Here is a 20,590-nt window from a genome sequence, read left to right on the forward strand (position 1 = left end):
GCAAATTCAAATTGCTCCCGGGCATTATCGTCCTAAATCGGAAAAAAGCTATATGTCAATTTTGGTCTAACAGAGCCTAGTATTTTGCGGAAGATCTACCTCTCGCTTGGCATGGAAGTAGGGTGGCCGGGCTGGTCGTCGTAGGCGTATTTGCTGTACACGTTGACCTCCCACTGCTTTTTTTCGACCTTTGCTACAGAATCTAGGATGAAGCCGGTCGCAAGGCTCAGGCCGCACAGGAACATAAACGAGGCGGCGAGCACAGCGGTGGGGAAGCGCGGGACGAGGCCGGTCTGGAAATATTCGACAACGATGGGCATGCCCAGGGCGAGGCCGAATACCGCGAACAGAAGCGCAACGAGGCTGAAGAACTTCAGCGGGCGGTAGTCCTTGAACAGCGTGCCGATCATCGCAACGACTTTAATGCCGTCGCTCACGGTGTTGAGTTTGGACTCGGAACCCTCGGGACGGTCGCGGTACTCGATGGGCACATCTTTGATGCGCCAGCGGTGGTCGACGGCGTGGATCGAGAGCTCGGTTTCGATCTGAAAGCCCTCGGAAAGCACTGGGAAGGTTTTAACGAACGGGCGGCTCATGGCGCGGTAGCCTGTCATGACGTCATCGAAGCTGTAGCCATAGATCCACTTGATCATGGCGCGGACCAGATTATTGCCAAAGCCGTGGAAGGCACGCTTGTTCTCCTCGGCGTAGGTGCCGTTGGAAAGGCGATCGCCTACGGTCATGTCGGCCGTGCCGTTAAGGATGGGCTCGCAGAGGGCCTTGGCCGCCTCGGCGGGGTAGGTGTCGTCTCCGTCGACCATCAGGTAGCAATCGGCGTCGATATCGCGAAACATCTGGCGGCACACGTTGCCCTTTCCCTGACGGGGCTCAAAGCGGACTGTGGCGCCGTGCTCGGTGGCAATGCGTGAGGTATCGTCCGACGAGTTGTTGTCATAGACATAGACCGTCGCCTGCGGAAGCTCGCGGTGAAAGTCGTCGATGACTTTGCCGATCGTGAGCGCTTCGTTGTAGCAAGGGATGATGACGGCGATGGATTCAGAATTCACTTAATGCTCCTTATACATTCAATCCTAGAAAGTATAGCCGTTTGGGCCTGGCATCCTAAGATGTGGGTTAGTTCTCCAGTTTTGTTGCGCGAATCGTTTGCATGGCCGTCGGGTCTATACTGTTCGTTTGTCAACGATTACGAGTAAAGGAGTTGCATCCGTGTCGGATCAGACAAAGCAACAAGAAACTCGCAGTCTGCCTGCGACGTTTGCTAAGAACGAATTTGAGAAGGACGCGTTTATCCTTCGTCAGCTGGTTACCAAGGATTTTAAGATCAAGTATCGCCGTAGCGTTCTGGGCGTCGCATGGTCGGTGCTCAACCCGCTGCTGATGATGATCGTCATGGCCATCGTGTTCTCGACGATTTTCGCCCAGGGCCGCAATGGCTCAATTACGCCCGAGATGTACCCGCTGTACTTGATCGTGGGTAACATCACCTTTGCCGTCATGTCTGAGTCTACTAACCAGGCCCTGACGTCGATCGTGGGCGCTGCCCCTCTGCTCAAGAAGGTTAAGGTGCACCGCTGGGTTTTCCCGGTGCAGAAGGTGCTCTTCTCGCTGGTCAACTTTGCCTTCTCGCTGGTCGCCGTCGCCATCGTCATGCTGTGGTTCCGCGTTATGCCTTCTTGGCACCTGATTCTGTTGCCGGTTTGCCTGCTGCTGCTTATGTGCTTCTGCATGGGCCTGGGCATGATGCTCTCTGCCCTTACGGTCTTCTTCCGCGACGTTATGCATCTGTGGAGCGTCGTCATTACGGCGTGGACTTACATTACGCCCATCTTCTGGACGACTGACTATATTGCGCAAATGCCGCATCTCGTGCGTATCTTGATGTATGCGAACCCCATGTTCAACTACCTGCAGTTTATGCGCGATATCTTCCTGTTCCAGACTACGCCCTCGCTTATGACGTTTGGTATGTGCGTCGCTTGGGCGGTTCTTGCGCTTATTATTGGCTATACCGTGTTCCATAAGTCCGAGCGCAAATTTATCCTCTACATCTAAGGAGTGCTGTGATGACTGAATCTGTTGTTGATTACAGCGAGCAGCCTCTGGCTGTCGAGGTCGACGACGTCACCATGATCTTTAACATGGCGTCCGAGTCGCTGACCAACCTCAAGGAGTACTTCATTAAGCTTGCCAAGCACGAGCTGTTCTTTGAGGAGTTTAGGGCGCTTAAGCACATCTCGTTTGATATTCATCGCGGCGAGGTTGTGGGTCTGGTCGGCACCAATGGCTCCGGCAAGTCTACGATGCTCAAGATTATCGCTGGCGTTCTTGAGCCTAGCGAGGGCAGCGTTAAGGTGCACGGTAACATCGCGCCGCTGATTGAGCTTGGCGCCGGCTTTGACCCCGAGCTGACCGCCCGCGAGAACATCTATCTGAACGGCGCCCTGCTCGGCTATACCAAGGAGTTCATCGACGCCAACTTTGACGGCATTATCGAGTTCGCTGAGCTGCAGAACTTTGTCGATATGCCGCTTAAGAACTTCTCTTCGGGCATGGTGGCGCGTATCGCCTTTGCAATCGCGACGATTACCGAGCCCGATATTCTGATCGTTGACGAGACGCTGTCCGTCGGTGATGTGTTCTTCCAGCAAAAGTGTGAGGCCCGCATCCAGCACTTTATCCAGAGCGGCGACGTGACGGTTCTGTTCGTTTCGCACTCTATGGAGCAGGTTGAGCGCATCTGCCAGCGTGCCGTTTGGATTGAGAAGGGTGACCTTCGCATGGACGGCCCGGTCGATGAGGTCTGCAAGGCGTACCGCGAGCAGTTCAACTAGGTTATAATTACTTGCGCCTGACAGGCTTGTGCTTGCTTGGGCGTGCGGTTATTTGCTCCATTAGCTCAGTTGGATAGAGCAGGGGACTTCTAATCCCAAGGTCGACGGTTCGAATCCGCCATGGAGCACCATCGTTTATTAAGCCCAGGCCGCTTGGTGGTCTGGGCTTTTTTCATCTTGTGTGTTGCTGGAGCCGAGCGCGAGCAAGCCGCTGCTGTTTGTTGGGGTTGGCATTTTACTTTTCGAGATGCTCTTTCAGCAGCTCCAACGCGTGGGCGTAGCCCTTCAGGCCCTCTCCGGTGATGGTGGCGAAGCAGGCCAGACGGGCGTAGCTCACCTGGCGGAAGTCTTCGCGGGTCTCGACTGCGCTAATGTGGACCTCCACAGCCGGGATGGCGACGGCTTTGAGCGCGTCCAGGATGGCCACGCTTGTGTGCGTGTAGGCGGCCGGGTTGATGACGATGCCGTCGACCTTTCCGTAAGCCTCCTGGATCTTGTCGACGATGCTGCCCTCGTGGTTAGACTGGAAGACCTCGACCTCGTCGAAGCCCTGTGCGGCACCCGCTTCCTGGCAGATCTGCACTAAGCGATCGTAGTTGTCGCTGCCGTAGATGCCTGGCTCGCGAATGCCGAGCATGTTGAGGTTGGGGCCGTTAATGACGAGTGCTTTCATGGTTGCTTCCTTTGCAGTTGAAAAACCACCACAAAGGTGCCTGCCCCCTTTGTGGTGGTTTTGGTTAGAGAGCGGGTGGGAGGGTGTCGAGGAGGGCATGGGCGGTGTTGGCGGCGCAGTCGCGTGAGTCGATGATGTAGTCGGCCCAGGCGCGGTAGCGCGGCATACGCTGCTCGGCCAGCTTGTCGATGCCGTCGCGCGCGGTGATGGGGCGGCCCTTGTGGGCGAGCTCGTCGAGCTTGCGGTTGAGCATCACGATTTGGCTGTTTTGGTGCAGCAGAGGGTAGTTCTCGTCGCGCGTAACCACGCCGCCGCCGGTGGAGAGCACCAAGCCGCTGCGCTTGGAGATGTCGGCCAGCGCTGCCGTCTCCTGCTCGCGGAAGGCCGCCTCGCCGCACTTGATGATAAAGTCGGCGCAGGGCATGCCCAGGCGCTCCTCGAGGGCGCGATCGAGATCGATGTGCTCGCGGCCCGTGAGCTGGGCGATCTGCTCGCCCACGCGGGTCTTGCCCGATCCCGGCATGCCGATCAGCGCGATGTTCTGTTCGCGGCGTGACAGGCGCTCCGTTACGTCCAGGATCCTCTCGCGCGGGGTGGCTTTGCCGGTATAGCGCTCGACAGCTTGTGCCGCCTGGGCAACAAGCATAAGCAGGCCGCCGATGCAGGGGATGCCGCGGCGCTCGGCCTCGAGCATCAGGCCCGTGCGGGCGGGGTTGTAGACAATGTCGATGACGCCCTCGAGCGCATCGAGGCCTTCGAGCGTGCAAGGCGCGTCGGGGCAATGGGGGAACATGCCGGCGGGCGTGCAGTTGACGAGTAGGGAGGCGTCGGACTGCTGCGCGATATTGTCGTAGTTGACCTCGCTCGTGCGACCCACGGGTACGACGATGGCGCCCATGTCTCCCAGCACCATACTTGCCGTGGTGCCGGCGCCGCCGGTGGCACCGAGCACGAGGGCCTTCTTGCCGGCAACCTCAACGCCCAACTCCTCGACCAGGCACTGGAAACCGAAGTAGTCAGTATTATCGCCGTGCAGGCGGCCGTCGGGCAGGCGCGTGATGGTGTTGACGTTGCCCATGCGCTCGGCGAGCGGGCTCAGCTCGTCCAGGTATTCCATGACGGCGCGCTTGTAGGGGATGGTCACGTTGGTGCCCTCCCATTCGTCGCCCGTCATAAAAGCCTCAAGATCCTCGGGCTCGCGCTCAAAACGCACGTACTCAAGCCCCGCCAGCTCCTTGTAGATGGTCGGGGTGTAGCTGTGGCCCAGCACGCGGCCCAGCACGCCGTAGGGGCGGGTTGCGGCGGTATCGGTCATCTAGAGCACCTCCGTGTAGCTGCCAAAGTAGGTGAAGCTCTCGCATACGTCGTCGATCGAATCGAGCAGGTCGTCGAGGGCCTTGCTGCCAAAGGGACAGTCCAGATCAAAGTAGAACATAAACTCAAAGTTGTGGCCGGGGATGGGGCGGCTCTCGAGTTTGATGAGGTTGATGTTGAGCGCGTAGAAGCGCTCGAGCACGCGATAGAGGGCACCCGGCTCATTGGCCGTGGTGATCATGAGCGAGGTACGGTTGGCACCGGGATAGACGCGTGGCTCGCGGCTGATGACGACAAAGCGTGTGTAGTTGTTGTCCGAGTCCTGGATGTTGGACTCCAGCACCTCCAGGCCATAGAGTGTCGCGCAGCTGCGCGATGCGATGGCGGCAACATCGGTGCGCCCGGAGCTGGCGACCATCTCGGCCGACATGGCGGTGTTGGGGTACTTGGTGGCGTGCAGGTCGTGGGACTCGATAAAGCCGGCACACTGGGCAATGGCTTGGCCGTGGCTGTAGACCTCGCGCACGTCGGCGAGCTTAGTGCCGGGCTTGACGAGCAAGTTGTGGTCGATCTTGAGGCGAAGCGAGCGCACGATGTGGAAGTCGAACTGGGCGAGCAGGTCGTAGACGGCGTTGACCGAGCCGGCGGTGGAGTTCTCGATGGGCAGCACGCCAAACTCGCAGAAGCCGTCGCGCACAGCGCGCATAACGCCTTCGAAGGTCTCGAAAAACGCGATGTCGGGCACGTCGAAGAGTTTGCACGCGGCGATTTGGCTGTAGGCACCTTCGACGCCCTGGCAGGCGACGGTTGCCGTCTGGGGGAAGGGTGTGTCAAAGGCTGCGGCCATGGCATGGGCCTTTTGCGACACCGTGATGCCCTTGAGCTCGTTGATGTAGCGCTGCTGCTCGGCCTTGCTCATGCTCATGAGGAGACGGAACAGGGTGATGGTCTGCGCCTTGTAGCGCTCGGGCGCGCGGCTGGCGAGGTTGTTGAGCTTGGAGCGCTCACGGGCGGGGTCGAAGACGGCCTTGCCCATCTCGATTTTTGACTTGGCTACCTCGGTGGCAATGTCCATTCGCTCGACAAAGCTGTTGAGGAGCGTGGTGTCGATGCCATCGATGGCCTGGCGGATGTCAGCAAGGTCCATGGAGGCCCCTTTCACGTAACGGCTGAGTTGGCAGGCAACCCAGGTGAGTCGGGTTAGAGCTGGGCGGCGTCCTCGAGGAGAGCGTCCCAGATGGCGAGGGCGGCGGCTGCTTCGGCTACGGGGACGGCTCGGGGGACGATGCAGGGATCGTGGCGGCCGTGGATCGAGAGCTCGGCATTTTCCATGGCGTCCATGTCTACGGTCTGCTGCTCGCGGCCAATCGAGGGCGTTGGCTTTACGGCCATGCGCCACATGACGGGCGCGCCGGTCGAAATACCGCCCAGGATGCCGCCGGCGTTGTTGGACTCAACCTCGATCTCGCCGGTCTCGGCGTCGATGCGATACGGATCGTTGTTCTCGCTGCCGCGCATGGCGGCCACGGCAAAGCCCATGCCAAACTCCACGCCCTTTACGGCGGGAATGCCAAACGCGATTTGCGCGATGCGGTTCTCGATGCCGTCGAACATGGGGTCGCCGATGCCCGCGGGAAGCCCGTAAATGCCGCACTCCACGATGCCGCCGATGCTGTCGAGCTCGTCGCGCGCGGCAAGAATCTCCTCGCGCATGCGGCCGGCTGCGGCGGCGTCAATGCACGGCAGATCGTTCGTAAGGATTGCCTTGCGGTCGGCCTCGCGATAGACCATATCGTCCATGGGTAAGTCGGAGATACCGCCGATCTGCGCGACGTGCGCCATGACCTGAATGCCGCGGGCTTCGAGCGCCTGCAGCGCGATCCCGCCGGCGATGCACAAGGGTGCCGTTAGGCGGCCGGAGAAATGCCCGCCACCAGCGACATCGTGCATGTTGTGATACTTCACGCGCGCAGGGAAGTCCGCATGTCCGGGGCGGGGCTTGCGGCGCAGCTCGGAATAGTCCTTGGAGCGCGTGTTAGTGTTCTCGATAATCGCGGCGATGGGCGCACCGGTGGTATGTCCATCGACAACACCGGCGATGATGTGGGCGGCGTCGGCCTCGCGGCGTTTGGTCGCGGTCTCGTCGCGACCGGGGGCGCGACGGTCTAAAAAGGCCTGCAGCTGCTCCTGGTCCACGGCGATGCCCGCCGGGATGCCATCGAGCGAGCAGCCGATAGCGGGGGAGTGCGATTGACCGAAGATGCTTAAGTGCAATACGTTGCCAAAGGTCGAGGACACGCTATTCCTCCTCGAGTGTGACCTTGCCGCCCAACAGGCGGTAGTGGTCGAAGAAATCGGGATAGGACTTGTTGACGGCCTCGGCGCCGTGGATCACGACCTCGCCGGTGGCGCGACTTGCGGCGATGGCTGCCATCATGGCGATGCGGTGGTCGTTGTGCGAATCGACCTCGCCGCCGGTAAGGGCATCGACGCCCTTGATGATGAGGTCGTCACCGGCGATGCGCACCTGTGCGCCCAGCGCGGTGAGCTCGCGGGTGGTGGTGACCAGACGGTCAGATTCCTTGATGCGCAGGCGCGCACAGTCACGGATGAACGTGCGGCCCTGAGCCAGCGAGGCCACGGCCGAGATAACGGGTACCAGGTCGGGAATGTCGTGGGCGCTCATCTCAAAGCCGGCGAGCTTGTCGGACTGCACGGTGGCGGCGTTGGTGGAGCGCACGATGCGGGCGCCAAAGCGCGAAAGCGCGGCAAGTACGTTGCGGTCGCCCTGTGCGGAGCTCAGGGACACACCCTCGACGGTGATGGGGTCGGTGCCGATAGCGCCGGCGCACAGCCAAAAGGCGGCGTTGGACCAGTCACCCTCGACGGCTACGCTGCCGGGCGTGCGATACGACCCACTGCTCACGCGGAAGTTCGTGACCTCGGGCTGGCCGTCCTTGGCCGGAATACGCTCGACGTTGACCTCGACGCCAAAGGCCTTCATGGCCTGGATCGTCAGGTTGATGTAGGGGCGGCTCTCGATGAGGCCGGTCACCTGTACGCAGGAGGGCTGGGCCAGCAGCGGGGCTGCCAGCAGCAGGCCCGAGATGTACTGCGAGCTTACGTTGCCCGGCAGCACAAAGGTGCCCGGGCGCATACGTCCGCTCGTCTTGAGCGGAAAACCGCCCAGACCCTGTAGGTCGCAGCCGGCCGCGATGATTTCGTCCGAGAGCGGGGACAGCGGGCGTGCGCCCAGGCGGCCCTGACCCACAAAAGTTGCTTCTGCGCCCAGCGCGCAGGCGACGGGCAACATAAAGCGGAGCGTGGAGCCGCTTTCGCCGCAGTCAAGCGTGCCGCCGGCAAGGGCCTTAAGCAGGCCAAACTCAACACTCTTCATGGTGGGGTGGACCTGGAAGCCGTCCTCGACGGTCTCGATGCGAGCACCCAGGGCCGTTAGACAACGCACCGTGGCCTCGATGTCGGCGCAGGTGGTGTTACAGGTAACGTGCGTCTCGCCGTTGGCAAGCGCAGCGCAGATGATGAGGCGATGCGCCATCGACTTGGACGCGATGGCGGGAACGGTGCCCTTGAGCGGGGACGGGGTGATGCGGGCTAGCATGCGGATGCCTCCTCCTTCTGGCCGAGGCCCTCGGCAATGAGTTCGTGGAATGTGGAAAGCGGCGTGCGGTCGATGCTACAACGGCCAATGCCGTGCGGAATCACCAGGTCGATGGTTTCGCCGGCGCGCTTCTTGTCGTGGAGCGCCTCGGCGAAGACGGCATCGGCATCGAGGTCGCAGCGGGTCTTGAGGCCATGGCGGGCGCAGAGCTCCTCAATACGACCGGGCAGTGCGGCATCGCAGACGCCGTGCAGGGCCGCGGCGCGCGTGATGATGCCCATGCCGATCGACACGCAGTTGCCGTGTCCGAGCTCAAAGTGCTCGCAGGCCTCGACGGCGTGTCCGGCGCTGTGTCCAAAGTTGAGGAGCTTGCGCTGGTTGGTCTCGCGCTCGTCGGCAACGACCACGGCGCGCTTGATGTCGATATTGCGGGCGATGATGAGCGCTACGCGCGCCACATCGCGGTTGAGCAGCTCCAGCGTGAGCGGGGTCTTCTCCAGCTCGGCGAAAAGCTCCGGATCGGCAATGACGGCGTGTTTGATGACCTCGCCGCAGCCGTCGGCGAACTGCTCGGGCGTGAGGGTGGCAAGGCATCCCACGTCGGCGATAACCACGCTCGGCTGCCAAAAGGCACCGGCGAGATTTTTGCCTGCGGCCAGGTCGATGGCCGTCTTGCCGCCCACCGACGAATCCACCATGGCGAGCAGACTCGTGGGGATCTGCACAAACTTGCAGCCGCGCATGTAGGTGGCGGCCACAAAGCCCGCCACGTCGCCCACGACGCCGCCGCCGAGTGCCACGATCACGTCGGAGCGCGAAAGCTCGTGCTCGGCCACAAACTCCAAAATGGCAACATAGGTTTCGGCGCGCTTATGGGCCTCGCCGGCCTCGAAGGTGCAGATGCTCACCTCGTAGCCTGATGCCTCCAGGCTCTGCTTAACGGGCATCTGGTAGAGCGGGCCCACGTTGGTGTCCGTCACGATGACGGCCTTGGTGCCGCCGGCAGTGGCGCGCACGAGCGGTCCCGCCTGCTCCAGCAAAAACGTGCCAACATGCACCTGGTAGGGGCGTGCGGTGTCGATATCGATGGTAATCGCCATAAGCTTCGGTCCTTCCGACCTGGCGTGATAGGTGGTCTAGTGTGAGGCCTCGTCGTCGAGCGCGCGCTTAATGCGGTCGCCCTCGGCAAGGAGATTCTCCAGATAGCGCTGGTCGCGGTCCTTGAGCGCACGGCTGTAGGCGCCAAGCGACTCGATCAGATGGTCGATCTCGAAGGCGAGTGCGTCGGCGTCGTCGATCATGAGCTCGGACCACATTTGCGGGTTGAGGTGCGCCACGCGGGTGAGATCGCGGTAGCTACCGGCCGAAAAGCCGTGGTGAACCTGGGCGGTGGGGCTTTTGACGTAGGCGTTGGATACCACGTGCGCAAGCTGGCTCGTGAAGGCGATGACGCGGTCGTGCTCGGCGGCGCTGGTCACGCTGAACTTGCCAAAGCCCAAGGGGCGCACCATCTCGCGCACCTGGCCCAAAAGCTCCAGCTTGAGCGCATCGTCCACCGCGGGCGGTACAAGCACGAGCGGCGCGCCCTGGAACAGGTCGGCGCGGGAGTGTGCGTAGCCCGAGTACTGTGTGCCCGCCATGGGGTGCGCGCCCACAAAGTAAAAGCCGTGCTCGCGGGCAAGCTCAAAGGCGCGCTCGCACACGATGCCCTTGACGCCCACCGTGTCGATCACCACGGGGCCCATGATGGCCTCGGTGTCGGTGGCGTCGGCGAGTGCCTGGGCATGCGCCTCGAGCCACTCGATGCAGGCCTCGGGGTAGCAAGCCAGGACGATGATGTCGCATTCGCCGAGCGTCTCGTCGTTGAGCTCGCCGGCGACGGTGCCCATGCTGGCGGCTGTCATGACATCGTCATCGGGGTCCCAGGCCAGCACGCGGACGCCCGCCTGCGCATAGCCGCGGGCAAAGCTGCCGCCGATGAGGCCCAGGCCCACGATGCCGGCGCACTTGGGGCCGCCCTGGTTAACGCGTGCGTTTCTCACCGTGCCCATGGGCTACTCCTGAACGGTCTCTTGGCAGACGACCTCGCGGATGGCGCGGATGCGGCGCATGGTATCGTCGAACTGGTCGGGGGTGAGGGCCTGAGCACCGTCGGACCAAGCGTGGCTCGGGTCGTCGTGGACCTCGATCTCCAGACCGTTGGCGCCGCATGCAGTCGCGGCGAGCGCCATGGGCTCAACATAGCGGGTGTAGCCGGTGGCGTGGCTGGGGTCGGCGACGACGGGCAGGTGCGAGAGGTGGTGCAGCACCGGCACGGCGTTGAGGTCGAAGGTGTTGCGGGTGCGGGTCTCGAAGGTGCGGATGCCGCGCTCGCACAGGATGACGTTGTCGTTGCCCTCGCTCATGATGTACTCGGCTGCCATAAGCAGCTCGTCGACGGTGCCGGACATACCGCGCTTGAGCAGAATCGGGGTCTTGGTCTTGCCGACCTCCTTGAGCAGGGGGAAGTTCTGGGCGTTGCGGGCGCCGATCTGCATGACGTCGATCTTCTTGTCCAGGAAGACCTGCACGTCGCGCGGGTCCATGATCTCGGTGACGATCGGCATGTCGAGCTCGGCAGACGCCTCGCACAGCAGATCGAGGCCGGCGGGACCCATGCCCTGGTAGGCGTAGGGGGAGGTGCGGGGCTTGTAGGCGCCACCGCGTAGCATCGTGGCGCCGGCGGCCTTCACGCGGCGTGCGATGCGGATGAGGTTCTCGCCCTCGACGGAGCAGGGACCGGCGATGACCTGGAACTGGTCGCCGCCGATCTTGACGCCGTGACCGCAGTCGATGACGGAGTCCTCGGGGTGGAACTTGCGGTTGGCGCGCTTGAACGGCTCGGAGACGCGCTGCACGCGCTCGACGACATCCATGGACTCGAGCAGGAACGGGTCGATCTTGGTCGTATCGCCCACCAGGCCGATAATCGTCTCATTCTCGCCGCGCGAGACATCGGTCTTCAGGCCCTTTTTCTCAATCCAGCTGACGATATGGCCGACGGCCTCGTCGCTGGCGCTCTGCTTTAAAATTGCAATCATGGTGTGCCTCTCACCTCGATGGATAACTTTTGCAAAAACGGCCCGCATCGCGAGCCGTGTATATATGGTGCATGAGAGTTTATACTATCTGACTCGCTTTTGCCTTCTAAAGTGGGCCGTTGCGCCGCGTCTTCCTCGGAATTGCAAAGCTTTTTCTTTTATTTTGATAGCCCGTGGTGCACTTGGGTATAATGCCAAACGGTGGCCCTATTAGCTCAGGGGATTAGAGCGTCTGCCTCCGGAGCAGAAGGCCGTTGGTTCGAATCCAACATGGGGCACCATCGAACGTAAGACCGTCCGAACCTCGCATGGTCCGGGCGGTTTTTCTTATACCGACGCGACGTGATGGGACGTGGTATGGCAGCAACGGATATCGAGCGCGGACTCTCGACCGCCGAGGTCGAGGAGCGCATCGCCGCCGGTAAGATCAACCGCAACATGGAGCTCAAGACCAAGTCGGTCAAAGAGCTCATCATCGAGAACCTCTGCACGCTGTTCAATTTGATCAACGTGATCTTGGCGTTCCTGGTCATTTTGACCGGTTCGTTTAAGAATCTGACGTTCCTGTTCGTGGTGTTCCTCAATACCGCTATTGGCGTCATCCAGTCCATGCGTTCCAAGAAGATGGTCGATAAGCTCACGCTGTTGACCTCCAAGAAGGCCATCGCGGTGCGCGACGGCGCCGAGGTGGAGCTCGACCTGGACCAGATCGTGCTCGACGACATCATCCGCCTGGGGCGCGGCGACCAGATTCCCGCTGATGCCGTGGTGGTTTCGGGCGAGGCGCTCGTGAACGAGAGCTTGCTGACGGGCGAGAGCGACCTTATCAAGAAACAGCCCGGTTCCGAGCTCATGAGCGGCAGCTTTATCGACTCGGGTCTGCTGCGCGCCCGCGTGATCCATGTCGGCGCTGACAACTACGTGGCCAAAATTAATAACGAGGCCAAGTACGTCAAAAAGGTCAATTCCGAGATCATGAACGCGTTTAACGCCATCGTGCGCTTTGCGAGCATCATCATGATCCCGCTCGGTTTGGCGTTGTTTGCCTCGAGTGTGAGCGAGCTGTGGGATGCCGCGGGAACCCCGGGCGATAGCGCGCTTTCGTGGTGCTTCTCCGAGCTGTTGGCTGGTCATGTGCCTTCGTCGGCGCTGCTGTCCACGGTGGGCGCCCTGCTGGGCATGATCCCGCAAGGCCTGGTGCTGCTGACCTCGTCGGTGCTCGCCATCGCTACGGTGCGCTTGGCCCGCCGCAAGGTGCTGGCACAGCAGCTCTGCTGCATCGAGACGCTCGCTCGCGTCGACGTGCTGTGCCTGGACAAGACGGGCACCATCACGTCGGGCCGCATGGAGGTCGAGGGCACGTATTCGCTGCCGGTTGAGGGCGTGAGCCTAGGCGCCGGCCCGGACGAGGCGGCCGTTCCCGTCGATACCACGGTGCTCGATTTTGCGCTGGCTAACGTCGCACGTGCGACTTCGGCCGATGCCAACGAGACCTGCCAGGCGCTGCTCAACTATTACGCCGATCGCCCGGTCGAGGTGTCTGAACCGCTGTCGGTCATTCCGTTCTCGTCGTCAAAAAAATGGAGTGGCGCTTCGTTTGCGCAGGGCTCCTATGTGATGGGCGCCGCGCAGTTTGTGCTTTCGGAGCGTGTGTTTTCGCAGGTCGAGAACCGTGTCGCCGAGCTTGCCGATACCTGCCGCGTGCTCGTGGTGGCGCGCGTGGACGGCTTTACGCCCGATGGCGATATGGTGGGAGAGGCCGAGCCCGTGGGCTTTGTGACCATCCGCGACGAGATTCGTACCTCGGCGGCCGAGACCATCGGCTACTTTAACGAGCAGGGCGTGACCCTCAACGTGATCAGTGGCGACGACCCGCGTACGGTGTCGTCGATCGCGCGCGTGGTGGGCGTGCCGGGGGCGGACGCTTATGTGGACGCCACGACGCTCGATACGCCGGCCAAGCTCGATGCCGCAGTGGACCGCTACCATGTCTTTGGTCGTGTGACCCCGCAGCAGAAGCGCGAGCTCGTGCAGGCGCTCAAGCGCCGCGAGCACACCGTGGCCATGACGGGCGACGGCGTCAACGACGTGCTGGCGCTCAAGGAGGCCGACTGCTCCGTTGCCATGGCGGCCGGCTCCGATGCCGCGCGCAACGTGGCCGAGATCGTACTCGTCGACAACGACTTTGCCTCGATGCCCGCCGTGGTGGCCGAGGGTCGTCGCTCCATCAACAACCTGCAGCGTTCGGCCTCGCTGTTCCTGACCAAGACGCTGTTCTCGATGGGTCTGGCGGCGCTGTGTATCGCGCTGCCGCCGTACCCCTTCGAGCCCATCCAGATGACGCTCATCAACTTCTTCTGCATCGGCGCGCCGGGCTTTGTGTTGGGCCTTGAGCCCAACAATGCTCGCGTGAAGGGTGCGTTTTTGACCAAAGTACTCAAGCGTGCACTGCCGGCGTCGATTGCGGTCATTTTGGCTGCGGCGCTCGATATCTTTGTGGCGCGCGTGTTTGGCTTTAGCCAGCTCACGCTGTCTACGATGTGCCTGCTTACGTCGTGCGCGGCGAGCGTCAGTCTGATCTGGCGCATCTCGCAGCCGCTCACACCCTTACGAGTGGTGCTCTTTGTGTTTGTAGTCGCCGGCATCTTGGTGGGCGTTATCGGATTCCCGGAGCTGCTGTCTATTGCCAACCTGTCGATGGGCCAGATGGTTATCTTGGCTGTCATCGTGGTCTTTACCTGCTCGGTGTTCTTTAAGCTCGCCACGATGATGGATTCGCTCAAGCCGCGTCGTCGTCATGCCGCAACTGGTTTTGGCCGCGGTGTGCGCGTCCGCCTGGGTCGCGGTGGCGGCAAGGTGAGCTCGACGGGTTCGACGGCCGAGCGTTTTGCCAAGCGCTTCGCCGCCGACATGGCGCAGCGCCGCGAAGATCGCACCGTTCGCGAGGCCGAGGCCCGCGCGCTCGAGGGCGTGGCCCAGGCCCAGCCCAAGAAAAAGAGGAGTGCCGGAGCCAAGCGCTCCCGCGTGACGAAGTCCGCCCAAGGCATCAAAGTCTCGATGCCAAGCAAAAAGAAGAAGTAGCTACGCGCCCTGGCGATGTTGAATTGGTGCCTTGTTCCTGTGGGGCCGTGGCGATGTTATGCTCTAACCTCGATTGTTTGAATTGCTTCGAAAAGAGGATGCCGTGATCTGCCCGCATTGCCTTAAGACTATCGAGGACGGCGCCTCGTTCTGCCCCTACTGCAACGCCTATGTGGGTCCGGGCGATGGTCCCGAGCACACCGAGTTCGTGTTCTGTGAGGGTTGCGGTGCCCGTCTTTCTCCGCATGATCGTACGTGCCCCAAATGCGGACGCCCCGCTCCGGGTATCCTCTCTGAGGACGCGGCCGCACCCGACCTGGCAGCGGGCCGCACGGCGGGCTTTCCGCGCCTAACGCAAGAGCAGATCGATACCGAGGTGCCTCATGCGCCGGCCTCTGCCGCTGCGGTGCTTTCGGACGCCGCCGATCCTAACGAGACCTGCGTGCTGCCGGCTTTCGATAAGGATTTCGGTATTCCCAAGGTCGATATTCCCACGCCGGTTTCCCTGCACGACGATCCTCGAAAACCCAAGCGCAAGGTGCACCCCGACGAGGACGCCTATCACAAGCACAAGCGTCATATCCCCAAGCCGCTCGTCGTCATCGCGGTTCTTGCCGTCGTTTGCGGCGGTGCCTATTGGTTCGTGACGGCCGATCCCATGGGCGTTATGCCCGGCTTCTATGACCAGTTTGGCCAGGCCGCGCAGACGACCTTCCCTACGCGCCAAAAGGGCGAGGCGACTGAGGACGATACCAAGCAAGACGATTCTGCCGAGGTGGTCCAGGAAGAAACCGTGCTCACCGATGATCAGCTCTATACCAGGCTCGACGGTCTGTATCAGGCCATCGTGTCCTACGGTGACGAGGACCAGATCGGCGAGGTCATCGATTCCTTTAACAACGGTTATCTCCGAACGCCGCTGTCCACCCGTCAGGAGCTGTCGCAGAGTGCCTATGCCCTGCGCGACCAGATTAAAAAGACGCAAGATGAGCTCAACAACCTTAAGTATCAGGACGATACGGTCTATGCGGACGACATCGCCCACTTAAAGCAGCTTGCCGAGTGGATGTATGAGCGCGTCGACGTGATTTGCCAGAGCTGGGACATCTCGCTGGCCATTCCCGATGGCGAGTCGATGAGTTCCCACCAAAGCGAGATCCTGGCGCCCATCGCGCAGAGTGGCAACAGCGCGCTGAACCAGTACGACGCCAATGTGGGTTCCTGGAAGCCGCAGCAGCGTTCCTATAATTAGTTCACCATAGTCGGCATAACCTACGTGCGCAATTGATGTAAGCGCATGCTTATTGCTACAATTCGTACAAATATGCTTTAAACGCACGAGGAAGGAACCACATGTTTGGTTTTAAGAAAGAGCTCTACACGCCTGAGTATCAGCTTGCCGGCGACGAGTGCGCCGTTATCGAGACGTCGAAGGGTACCATCAAGGTCAAGTTTGACGGCGAGGGCGCTCCCATTCATGTCGCGAACTTCTGCGAGCTTTCCACGATGGGTTTCTATGATGGCCTTAAGTTCCATCGCTATGTGCCCGGCTTTGTCATTCAGGGCGGCGACCCCAATACCCGCGATATGTCCGGCGCCGACGTCGCTGCCGGTCTTGAGGGCCCCGACGGCATGCCCGGTACCGGTGGCCCCGGCTACTGCATCAAGGGCGAGTTTGCCACCAATCCGCGCAACAGCCATGTCGATGGCGCTCTTGCCATGGCACGCTCCATGGATCCCGATTCCGCGGGTTCGCAGTTCTACTTCTGCTTGGGTGCCCAGCATAACCTCGATTCCGGTTACACCGTCTTTGGTACCACGGTCGAGGGTCTCGATGTGATTTCGCAGCTGCGTGCCGGCGACGAGATCGTCCATGTCGAGATCGTTCACGAGTAAAGGGGATTTCCTTGAATAGCCAGCTGATCCAACAGGGCCGTGCCGCTTACCGCGCGGGTGATTTTTCCGCTGCAGCCCAGATGCTTGGGGCGGCAAAAACTCCCGATGAGATTATGGGCGAGGCCGATCACCTTCGCGGCAACGCCTTGATGCACCTGGGCATGTATGCCGAGGCCGCCGAGGCCTATGCCGCCGCCCTCAACGACGGCACCTATGGCAAGCGCGGCGCGCTGCTCACCAACCGCGGTAAGGCACTCGCCGCCGTGGGCGACTACACGACGGCCGCTCAGGCGTTCTCTGCCGCTACGCAGGACGCTTCTTATGCCACGCCGTTCAAGGCCTATCTGGGCCTGGGTAACGCGCTGTTCCAGTCGGGCGACTATGCCAACGCGGGTACTGCTTTCCGTCAGGCTGCCATCGACGGCGCCAATCCGGCTCCTGCCGCCGCACTCGGCGAGCTCGGTCGTTGCTTCATTAAGCTCGGCCGTCCGGCGGATGCCGTGGAGACCTACCGTACGGCTATCGACTTTGCCGGCCCCCGCGACGACACGCGTGCGCTCAACGCCGGCATGGGTCAGGCGCTTTCTGCCGCCGGCCGTCCCTCCGACGCACTCGACGCCTTTAACGCCGCTACTGCCGATGGTATCTACCAGCTCACCTCCGAGCAGGCCGATGAGCTTGCCCGCGTGCACGATTCGCTTGCCGCGCTGTCTGCCCAGACGGCTATGGCCACGGCTCCGGCGCCCGCGATGGACGCTCCTGCCGTCGATCCGCTCGATCCTACGGGCGCGACCGGTCAGTTTATGCCCGATCCCTCGGACACCGGCTTCTTTACGCTGTCCGAGTCCGAGATGGTCCAGCAGGACCGTCAGGATCGTAAGCAGGCCAAGGTCCGTCGTCGCCACCGCCACACGGGTCTCAAAGTCTTCATCGTGCTGCTTCTGCTCATTTTGATCGCCGTGGGCGGTCTGGGCTTTGCCTACACGCGCGGCTTTGGTTTCCCGTCCCAGGAGTCTGTCGTTTCCGATCTGTTCCAGGCTGCCGGCGACGGTGACACGGCAAAGGCCGAGTCTTGCCTGGCCTCGAGCCTGTCCGAGGACGCCAAGTCGATGATCATCTCCTCGATTCCGCAGGGCGCCACCGTGTCCGTCGAGGGCATGGATCAGTCCATGACCGAGACGACTGCCAAGGTCAAGGCTTCGCTGTCCAAGGGCGGCGAGCAGGAGTACACCGTCAAATTCGTGCGCTCCGACAATCATATCGGCTGGGCCGTTTCCTCGCTCGATATGGATTTCTCGGCTGCTGACAACCAGTAGTGACCTTATGGGATTTAGCTTTGCCCGGCGCTTCACCGCAAGTGAGGTGCCGGGCTTGCGCTAGTATCATGAGCTAGTAGTTTTCCAGCAATCATCCAACACATCAGGAGTTGCGTTGTTTTCTTTGATGGATATGTTCTTCGGTAGCTATGCGGGCGATCTTGCCATCGACCTCGGCACCGCAAATACGCTTGTCTCCGTGCGCGGCAAGGGCATTGTCATTCGCGAGCCCTCTGTTGTCGCCATCGACAAGAACGACGAGCGCATCCTGGCGGTCGGTATCGAGGCAAAGCGCATGCTCGGCCGTACGCCCGGCAACATCGTGGCCGTTCGTCCCCTGAAGGACGGCGTCATCGCCGACTTCGATGTTACCGAGGCCATGCTTCGCTACTTTATCGACAAGGCTTCCGAGAAGCGCTATCCGTGGACCCCGCGTCCGCGCGTTGTCGTTTGCGTTCCCTCCGGCGTCACGTCGGTCGAGAAGCGTGCCGTCTTTGAGGCTACGATCCAGGCCGGCGCTCGCCAGGCCTACCTGATCGAGGAGCCCATGGCTGCTGCTATCGGCGCCGACCTGCCTGTCGAGGAGCCCACCGGCTCCATGGTCATCGACATCGGTGGCGGTACCACCGAGGTTGCCGTTATCGCTATGGGCGGCATCGTCGTCTCGCAGTCCATCCGTATTGCCGGCGACGAGTTCGATCAGGCCATCCTCACGCACGTTCGCGATGCCTACAACCTTGCCATCGGCGAGCGTACGGCAGAGGACATCAAGATCAAGGTCGGTTCCGCCGTGCCGCTCAAGGACGAGCTCGACGTCGAGGTCAACGGCCGCGACGTGATCACCGGTCTGCCCAAGACCGTGCGCATCGAGAGCGAGGAGATTCGTCGCGCGCTCAACAAGCCGCTCGACGAGATGGCCAAGGCCGTCAAGGACGCACTCGACGCTACGCCTCCCGATCTTGCCTCGGACCTTATGTACTACGGCATTTTGCTGACTGGTGGCGGCGCGCTGCTGCGCGGTCTCGACGTGCGCCTGCGCGATGAGACCGGTGTTTCGGTCAACGTCAGCCCCACGGCGCTCGATAACGTCGTTAACGGCTGTGCCCGCGTGCTCGAGGCCAATGCGTTTGATGGCGGCTTCGTCCAGACCAATGCTTAATTTCCAAAAGGTGGATTCCATTTGGCACGATCTTCGGGTTTCTCCACAAATCTGAATACCAAGCGACAATCAACGGGTATGCGCCCGTTGATTGTTTTCAGCCTAATTTCGGTGTTGCTGCTCACGTTTTACATCCGCGAGGGCGAGGCAGGGCCGATTCATGCCGTGCGTTCGGGCGTAACGACGATTACCTCTCCGGTGCGCTTTGTGGGCTCGGCTGTGGCGGCTCCCTTCAATGCGATTGGCAACGTGTTCTCTAACCTAACGGCGTCGCAGGACACGCTCGACGAGCTCAAGAAGCAAAATGAGGAGCTGACCTCTAAGGTCGCCGAGCTTTCTGAGGCTCAAAAGACTGCCGAGCGCCTGGAGGGCCTGGTCGGGCTGCAATCGACCTACAACCTCAAATCGACCGCAGCTCGTATCGTTGGTGCCTCCGGCGATGCCTGGACCTCGACCGTTACCATCGACAAGGGCTCTGCCGACGGCCTTACCATCAACATGCCCGTGACGAGTTCTGCCGGTGTTATCGGCCAGATTATCGAGGTATCGGCCAAGACCTCTACCGTGCGCCTGATTGGCGACGAGAACTCGGGCGTGTCCGCCATGGTGCAGGACACGCGCGCCCAGGGTATGCTGCAGGGTCAGGCTGACGGCACGCTGCGTCTTGAGTACGTGAGCGTCGACTCCGATGTTAAGGTTGGCGATATCATCGTGACCTCTGGCATCGGTGGCGTGTTCCCCAAGGGCCTTCCGCTTGGCACCGTCTCGTCGGTTGAGAAATCGGCAAACGACGTGTACTACACCATTGTGGTGCGCGCTCAGACCACGGCCGAGAACAACGAGGAAGTGCTGGTCATCACCTCGCTGACCGACGAACAGTCGGCCTCGGATGAGGACGTGAGCACGGCCAACAGCACGCCGCAGGGAACGTCGCGCGATGCTGCGACCAAGACGAAGGACGAGAGCTCGGATGACAGTTCCGACACGTCCGAGACGACCGATTCTGGCTCGAGCGAATAGGGGGCATGTCCATGGATCTACACGAGCAGGGGATGAGCTCCCGCACGTTTGTAATCGCCGCCATTGTGTGTGTGCTGCTGCAGGCAGGCCTGGCACCGCAGATCTCCATTGCGGGAGGTCGCGTCAACTTCATGATTATCCTGGTGTGCCTAAGCGTGTTCTCGGGCGACCCGACCCGTGCCGTCGTGTGCGGTTTTTGCAGCGGCTTGTTTTATGACCTGTCCGCTGCCGTGCCGGTGGGCGTTATGTCGCTCCTGCTGACCGTGGGTTCTTTTGCCCTGGTGCACAGCGCCGTCGGTCAGACGGGCGGTACCCCGAGTGCGCGCGGCGTCACCGTGGGCGCCTTTGCGCTCGTCATTAATGTGATCTACAGCATCATCTTGCTGTTTATGGGTTTGGAGACGAGCTTTGTCGTGGCGATCTTCGGCCATGCGCTGCCGTCCTCGATCCTGACGGGTCTGGTTGCCATTCCGTTTTTGATGTCCGGCGTCGTGCCGCAGTCCGGCTATGGATTCTCCGCACGTGGCGGACGCCAGACGGGTATGCGCTTTAAGCCCAAGACCCGCAAGCTCAAATAGGG

General features: G+C 61.5%; 18 protein-coding genes and 2 tRNA genes. 11 read left to right on the plus strand and 9 right to left on the minus strand.

Annotation, left to right across the window (positions count from 1 at the left end):
• Positions 1-95: 95 nt before the first annotated feature.
• A complete protein-coding gene (locus I2G40_RS05030; protein WP_117654851.1) occupies positions 96-1,067 on the minus strand; it encodes a glycosyltransferase family 2 protein in 972 nt (323 codons plus the stop codon).
• A 160-nt stretch (positions 1,068-1,227) separates the two neighbouring features.
• Between I2G40_RS05030 and I2G40_RS05035 the strand changes: the two genes are divergently transcribed.
• From I2G40_RS05035 to I2G40_RS05045, 3 genes are all read left to right on the plus strand, one after another.
• Positions 1,228-2,073 carry an ABC transporter permease gene (locus I2G40_RS05035; RefSeq protein WP_324252571.1) on the plus strand — a complete coding sequence of 282 codons (846 nt, stop codon included), beginning with the start codon at positions 1,228-1,230 and terminating at the stop codon, positions 2,071-2,073.
• An 11-nt stretch (positions 2,074-2,084) separates the two neighbouring features.
• A complete protein-coding gene (locus tag I2G40_RS05040; protein ID WP_006236046.1) occupies positions 2,085-2,852 on the plus strand; it encodes an ABC transporter ATP-binding protein in 768 nt (255 codons plus the stop codon).
• Between the two features lie 54 nt (positions 2,853-2,906).
• A tRNA-Arg gene (locus I2G40_RS05045) sits at positions 2,907-2,983 on the plus strand.
• 104 nt (positions 2,984-3,087) lie between these two features.
• Here I2G40_RS05045 and aroQ read toward each other — a convergent pair.
• The 8 genes from aroQ to aroF form a co-directional block, all read right to left on the minus strand.
• The gene (aroQ, locus tag I2G40_RS05050) at positions 3,088-3,525 is read right to left on the minus strand and encodes a type II 3-dehydroquinate dehydratase (protein WP_099431841.1); all 438 of its coding nucleotides are present in this window, start codon (positions 3,523-3,525) and stop codon (positions 3,088-3,090) included.
• Positions 3,526-3,589: 64 nt separating this feature from the next.
• On the minus strand, positions 3,590-4,840 hold the full coding sequence (locus tag I2G40_RS05055) for a shikimate kinase (protein ID WP_138374971.1): 1,251 nt from the start codon (positions 4,838-4,840) through the stop codon (positions 3,590-3,592).
• Positions 4,841-5,986, minus strand: coding sequence for a prephenate dehydratase (gene pheA / locus I2G40_RS05060; RefSeq protein ID WP_195544396.1), 1,146 nt, complete (start codon positions 5,984-5,986; stop codon positions 4,841-4,843).
• A 53-nt stretch (positions 5,987-6,039) separates the two neighbouring features.
• Positions 6,040-7,137 carry a chorismate synthase gene (aroC, locus tag I2G40_RS05065; protein WP_195544397.1) on the minus strand — a complete coding sequence of 366 codons (1,098 nt, stop codon included), beginning with the start codon at positions 7,135-7,137 and terminating at the stop codon, positions 6,040-6,042.
• 1 nt (position 7,138) lies between these two features.
• The gene (gene aroA, locus I2G40_RS05070; protein ID WP_195544398.1) at positions 7,139-8,458 is read right to left on the minus strand and encodes a 3-phosphoshikimate 1-carboxyvinyltransferase; all 1,320 of its coding nucleotides are present in this window, start codon (positions 8,456-8,458) and stop codon (positions 7,139-7,141) included.
• Positions 8,452-9,558, minus strand: coding sequence for a 3-dehydroquinate synthase (gene aroB / locus I2G40_RS05075; RefSeq protein WP_195544399.1), 1,107 nt, complete (start codon positions 9,556-9,558; stop codon positions 8,452-8,454). The genes aroA and aroB overlap by 7 nt, the downstream gene beginning before the upstream one ends.
• A gap of 36 nt (positions 9,559-9,594) precedes the next feature.
• Positions 9,595-10,509, minus strand: a complete 915-nt coding sequence (locus I2G40_RS05080; protein WP_117583253.1) for a prephenate dehydrogenase — start codon at positions 10,507-10,509, stop codon at positions 9,595-9,597.
• 3 nt (positions 10,510-10,512) lie between these two features.
• Positions 10,513-11,538, minus strand: a complete 1,026-nt coding sequence (aroF, locus tag I2G40_RS05085) for a 3-deoxy-7-phosphoheptulonate synthase (protein WP_195544400.1) — start codon at positions 11,536-11,538, stop codon at positions 10,513-10,515.
• A gap of 204 nt (positions 11,539-11,742) precedes the next feature.
• Here aroF and I2G40_RS05090 point away from each other — a divergent pair.
• From I2G40_RS05090 to I2G40_RS05125, 8 genes are all read left to right on the plus strand, one after another.
• Positions 11,743-11,819, plus strand: a tRNA-Arg gene (locus I2G40_RS05090).
• 76 nt (positions 11,820-11,895) lie between these two features.
• Entirely contained in the window at positions 11,896-14,619 is a 2,724-nt protein-coding gene (locus I2G40_RS05095) for an HAD-IC family P-type ATPase (RefSeq protein WP_195544401.1), read from the plus strand.
• Between the two features lie 103 nt (positions 14,620-14,722).
• The gene (locus I2G40_RS05100) at positions 14,723-15,871 is read left to right on the plus strand and encodes a zinc ribbon domain-containing protein (RefSeq protein WP_195544402.1); all 1,149 of its coding nucleotides are present in this window, start codon (positions 14,723-14,725) and stop codon (positions 15,869-15,871) included.
• A 101-nt stretch (positions 15,872-15,972) separates the two neighbouring features.
• Positions 15,973-16,515, plus strand: a complete 543-nt coding sequence (locus I2G40_RS05105) for a peptidylprolyl isomerase (RefSeq protein WP_006236059.1) — start codon at positions 15,973-15,975, stop codon at positions 16,513-16,515.
• Between the two features lie 11 nt (positions 16,516-16,526).
• Positions 16,527-17,831: a tetratricopeptide repeat protein gene (locus I2G40_RS05110; RefSeq protein WP_229090668.1), complete on the plus strand. Its 1,305-nt coding sequence runs from the start codon at positions 16,527-16,529 to the stop codon at positions 17,829-17,831.
• A gap of 127 nt (positions 17,832-17,958) precedes the next feature.
• Positions 17,959-18,990, plus strand: coding sequence for a rod shape-determining protein (gene mreB / locus I2G40_RS05115; protein WP_006236061.1), 1,032 nt, complete (start codon positions 17,959-17,961; stop codon positions 18,988-18,990).
• A 78-nt stretch (positions 18,991-19,068) separates the two neighbouring features.
• The gene (mreC, locus tag I2G40_RS05120; RefSeq protein ID WP_082421788.1) at positions 19,069-20,010 is read left to right on the plus strand and encodes a rod shape-determining protein MreC; all 942 of its coding nucleotides are present in this window, start codon (positions 19,069-19,071) and stop codon (positions 20,008-20,010) included.
• Between the two features lie 11 nt (positions 20,011-20,021).
• Positions 20,022-20,588, plus strand: a complete 567-nt coding sequence (locus I2G40_RS05125) for a rod shape-determining protein MreD (protein ID WP_022094761.1) — start codon at positions 20,022-20,024, stop codon at positions 20,586-20,588.
• Positions 20,589-20,590 lie beyond the last annotated feature (2 nt).

This window comes from Collinsella aerofaciens, from assembly GCF_015558785.1.
GTDB classification, from domain to species: Bacteria; Actinomycetota; Coriobacteriia; order Coriobacteriales; family Coriobacteriaceae; genus Collinsella; species Collinsella aerofaciens_P.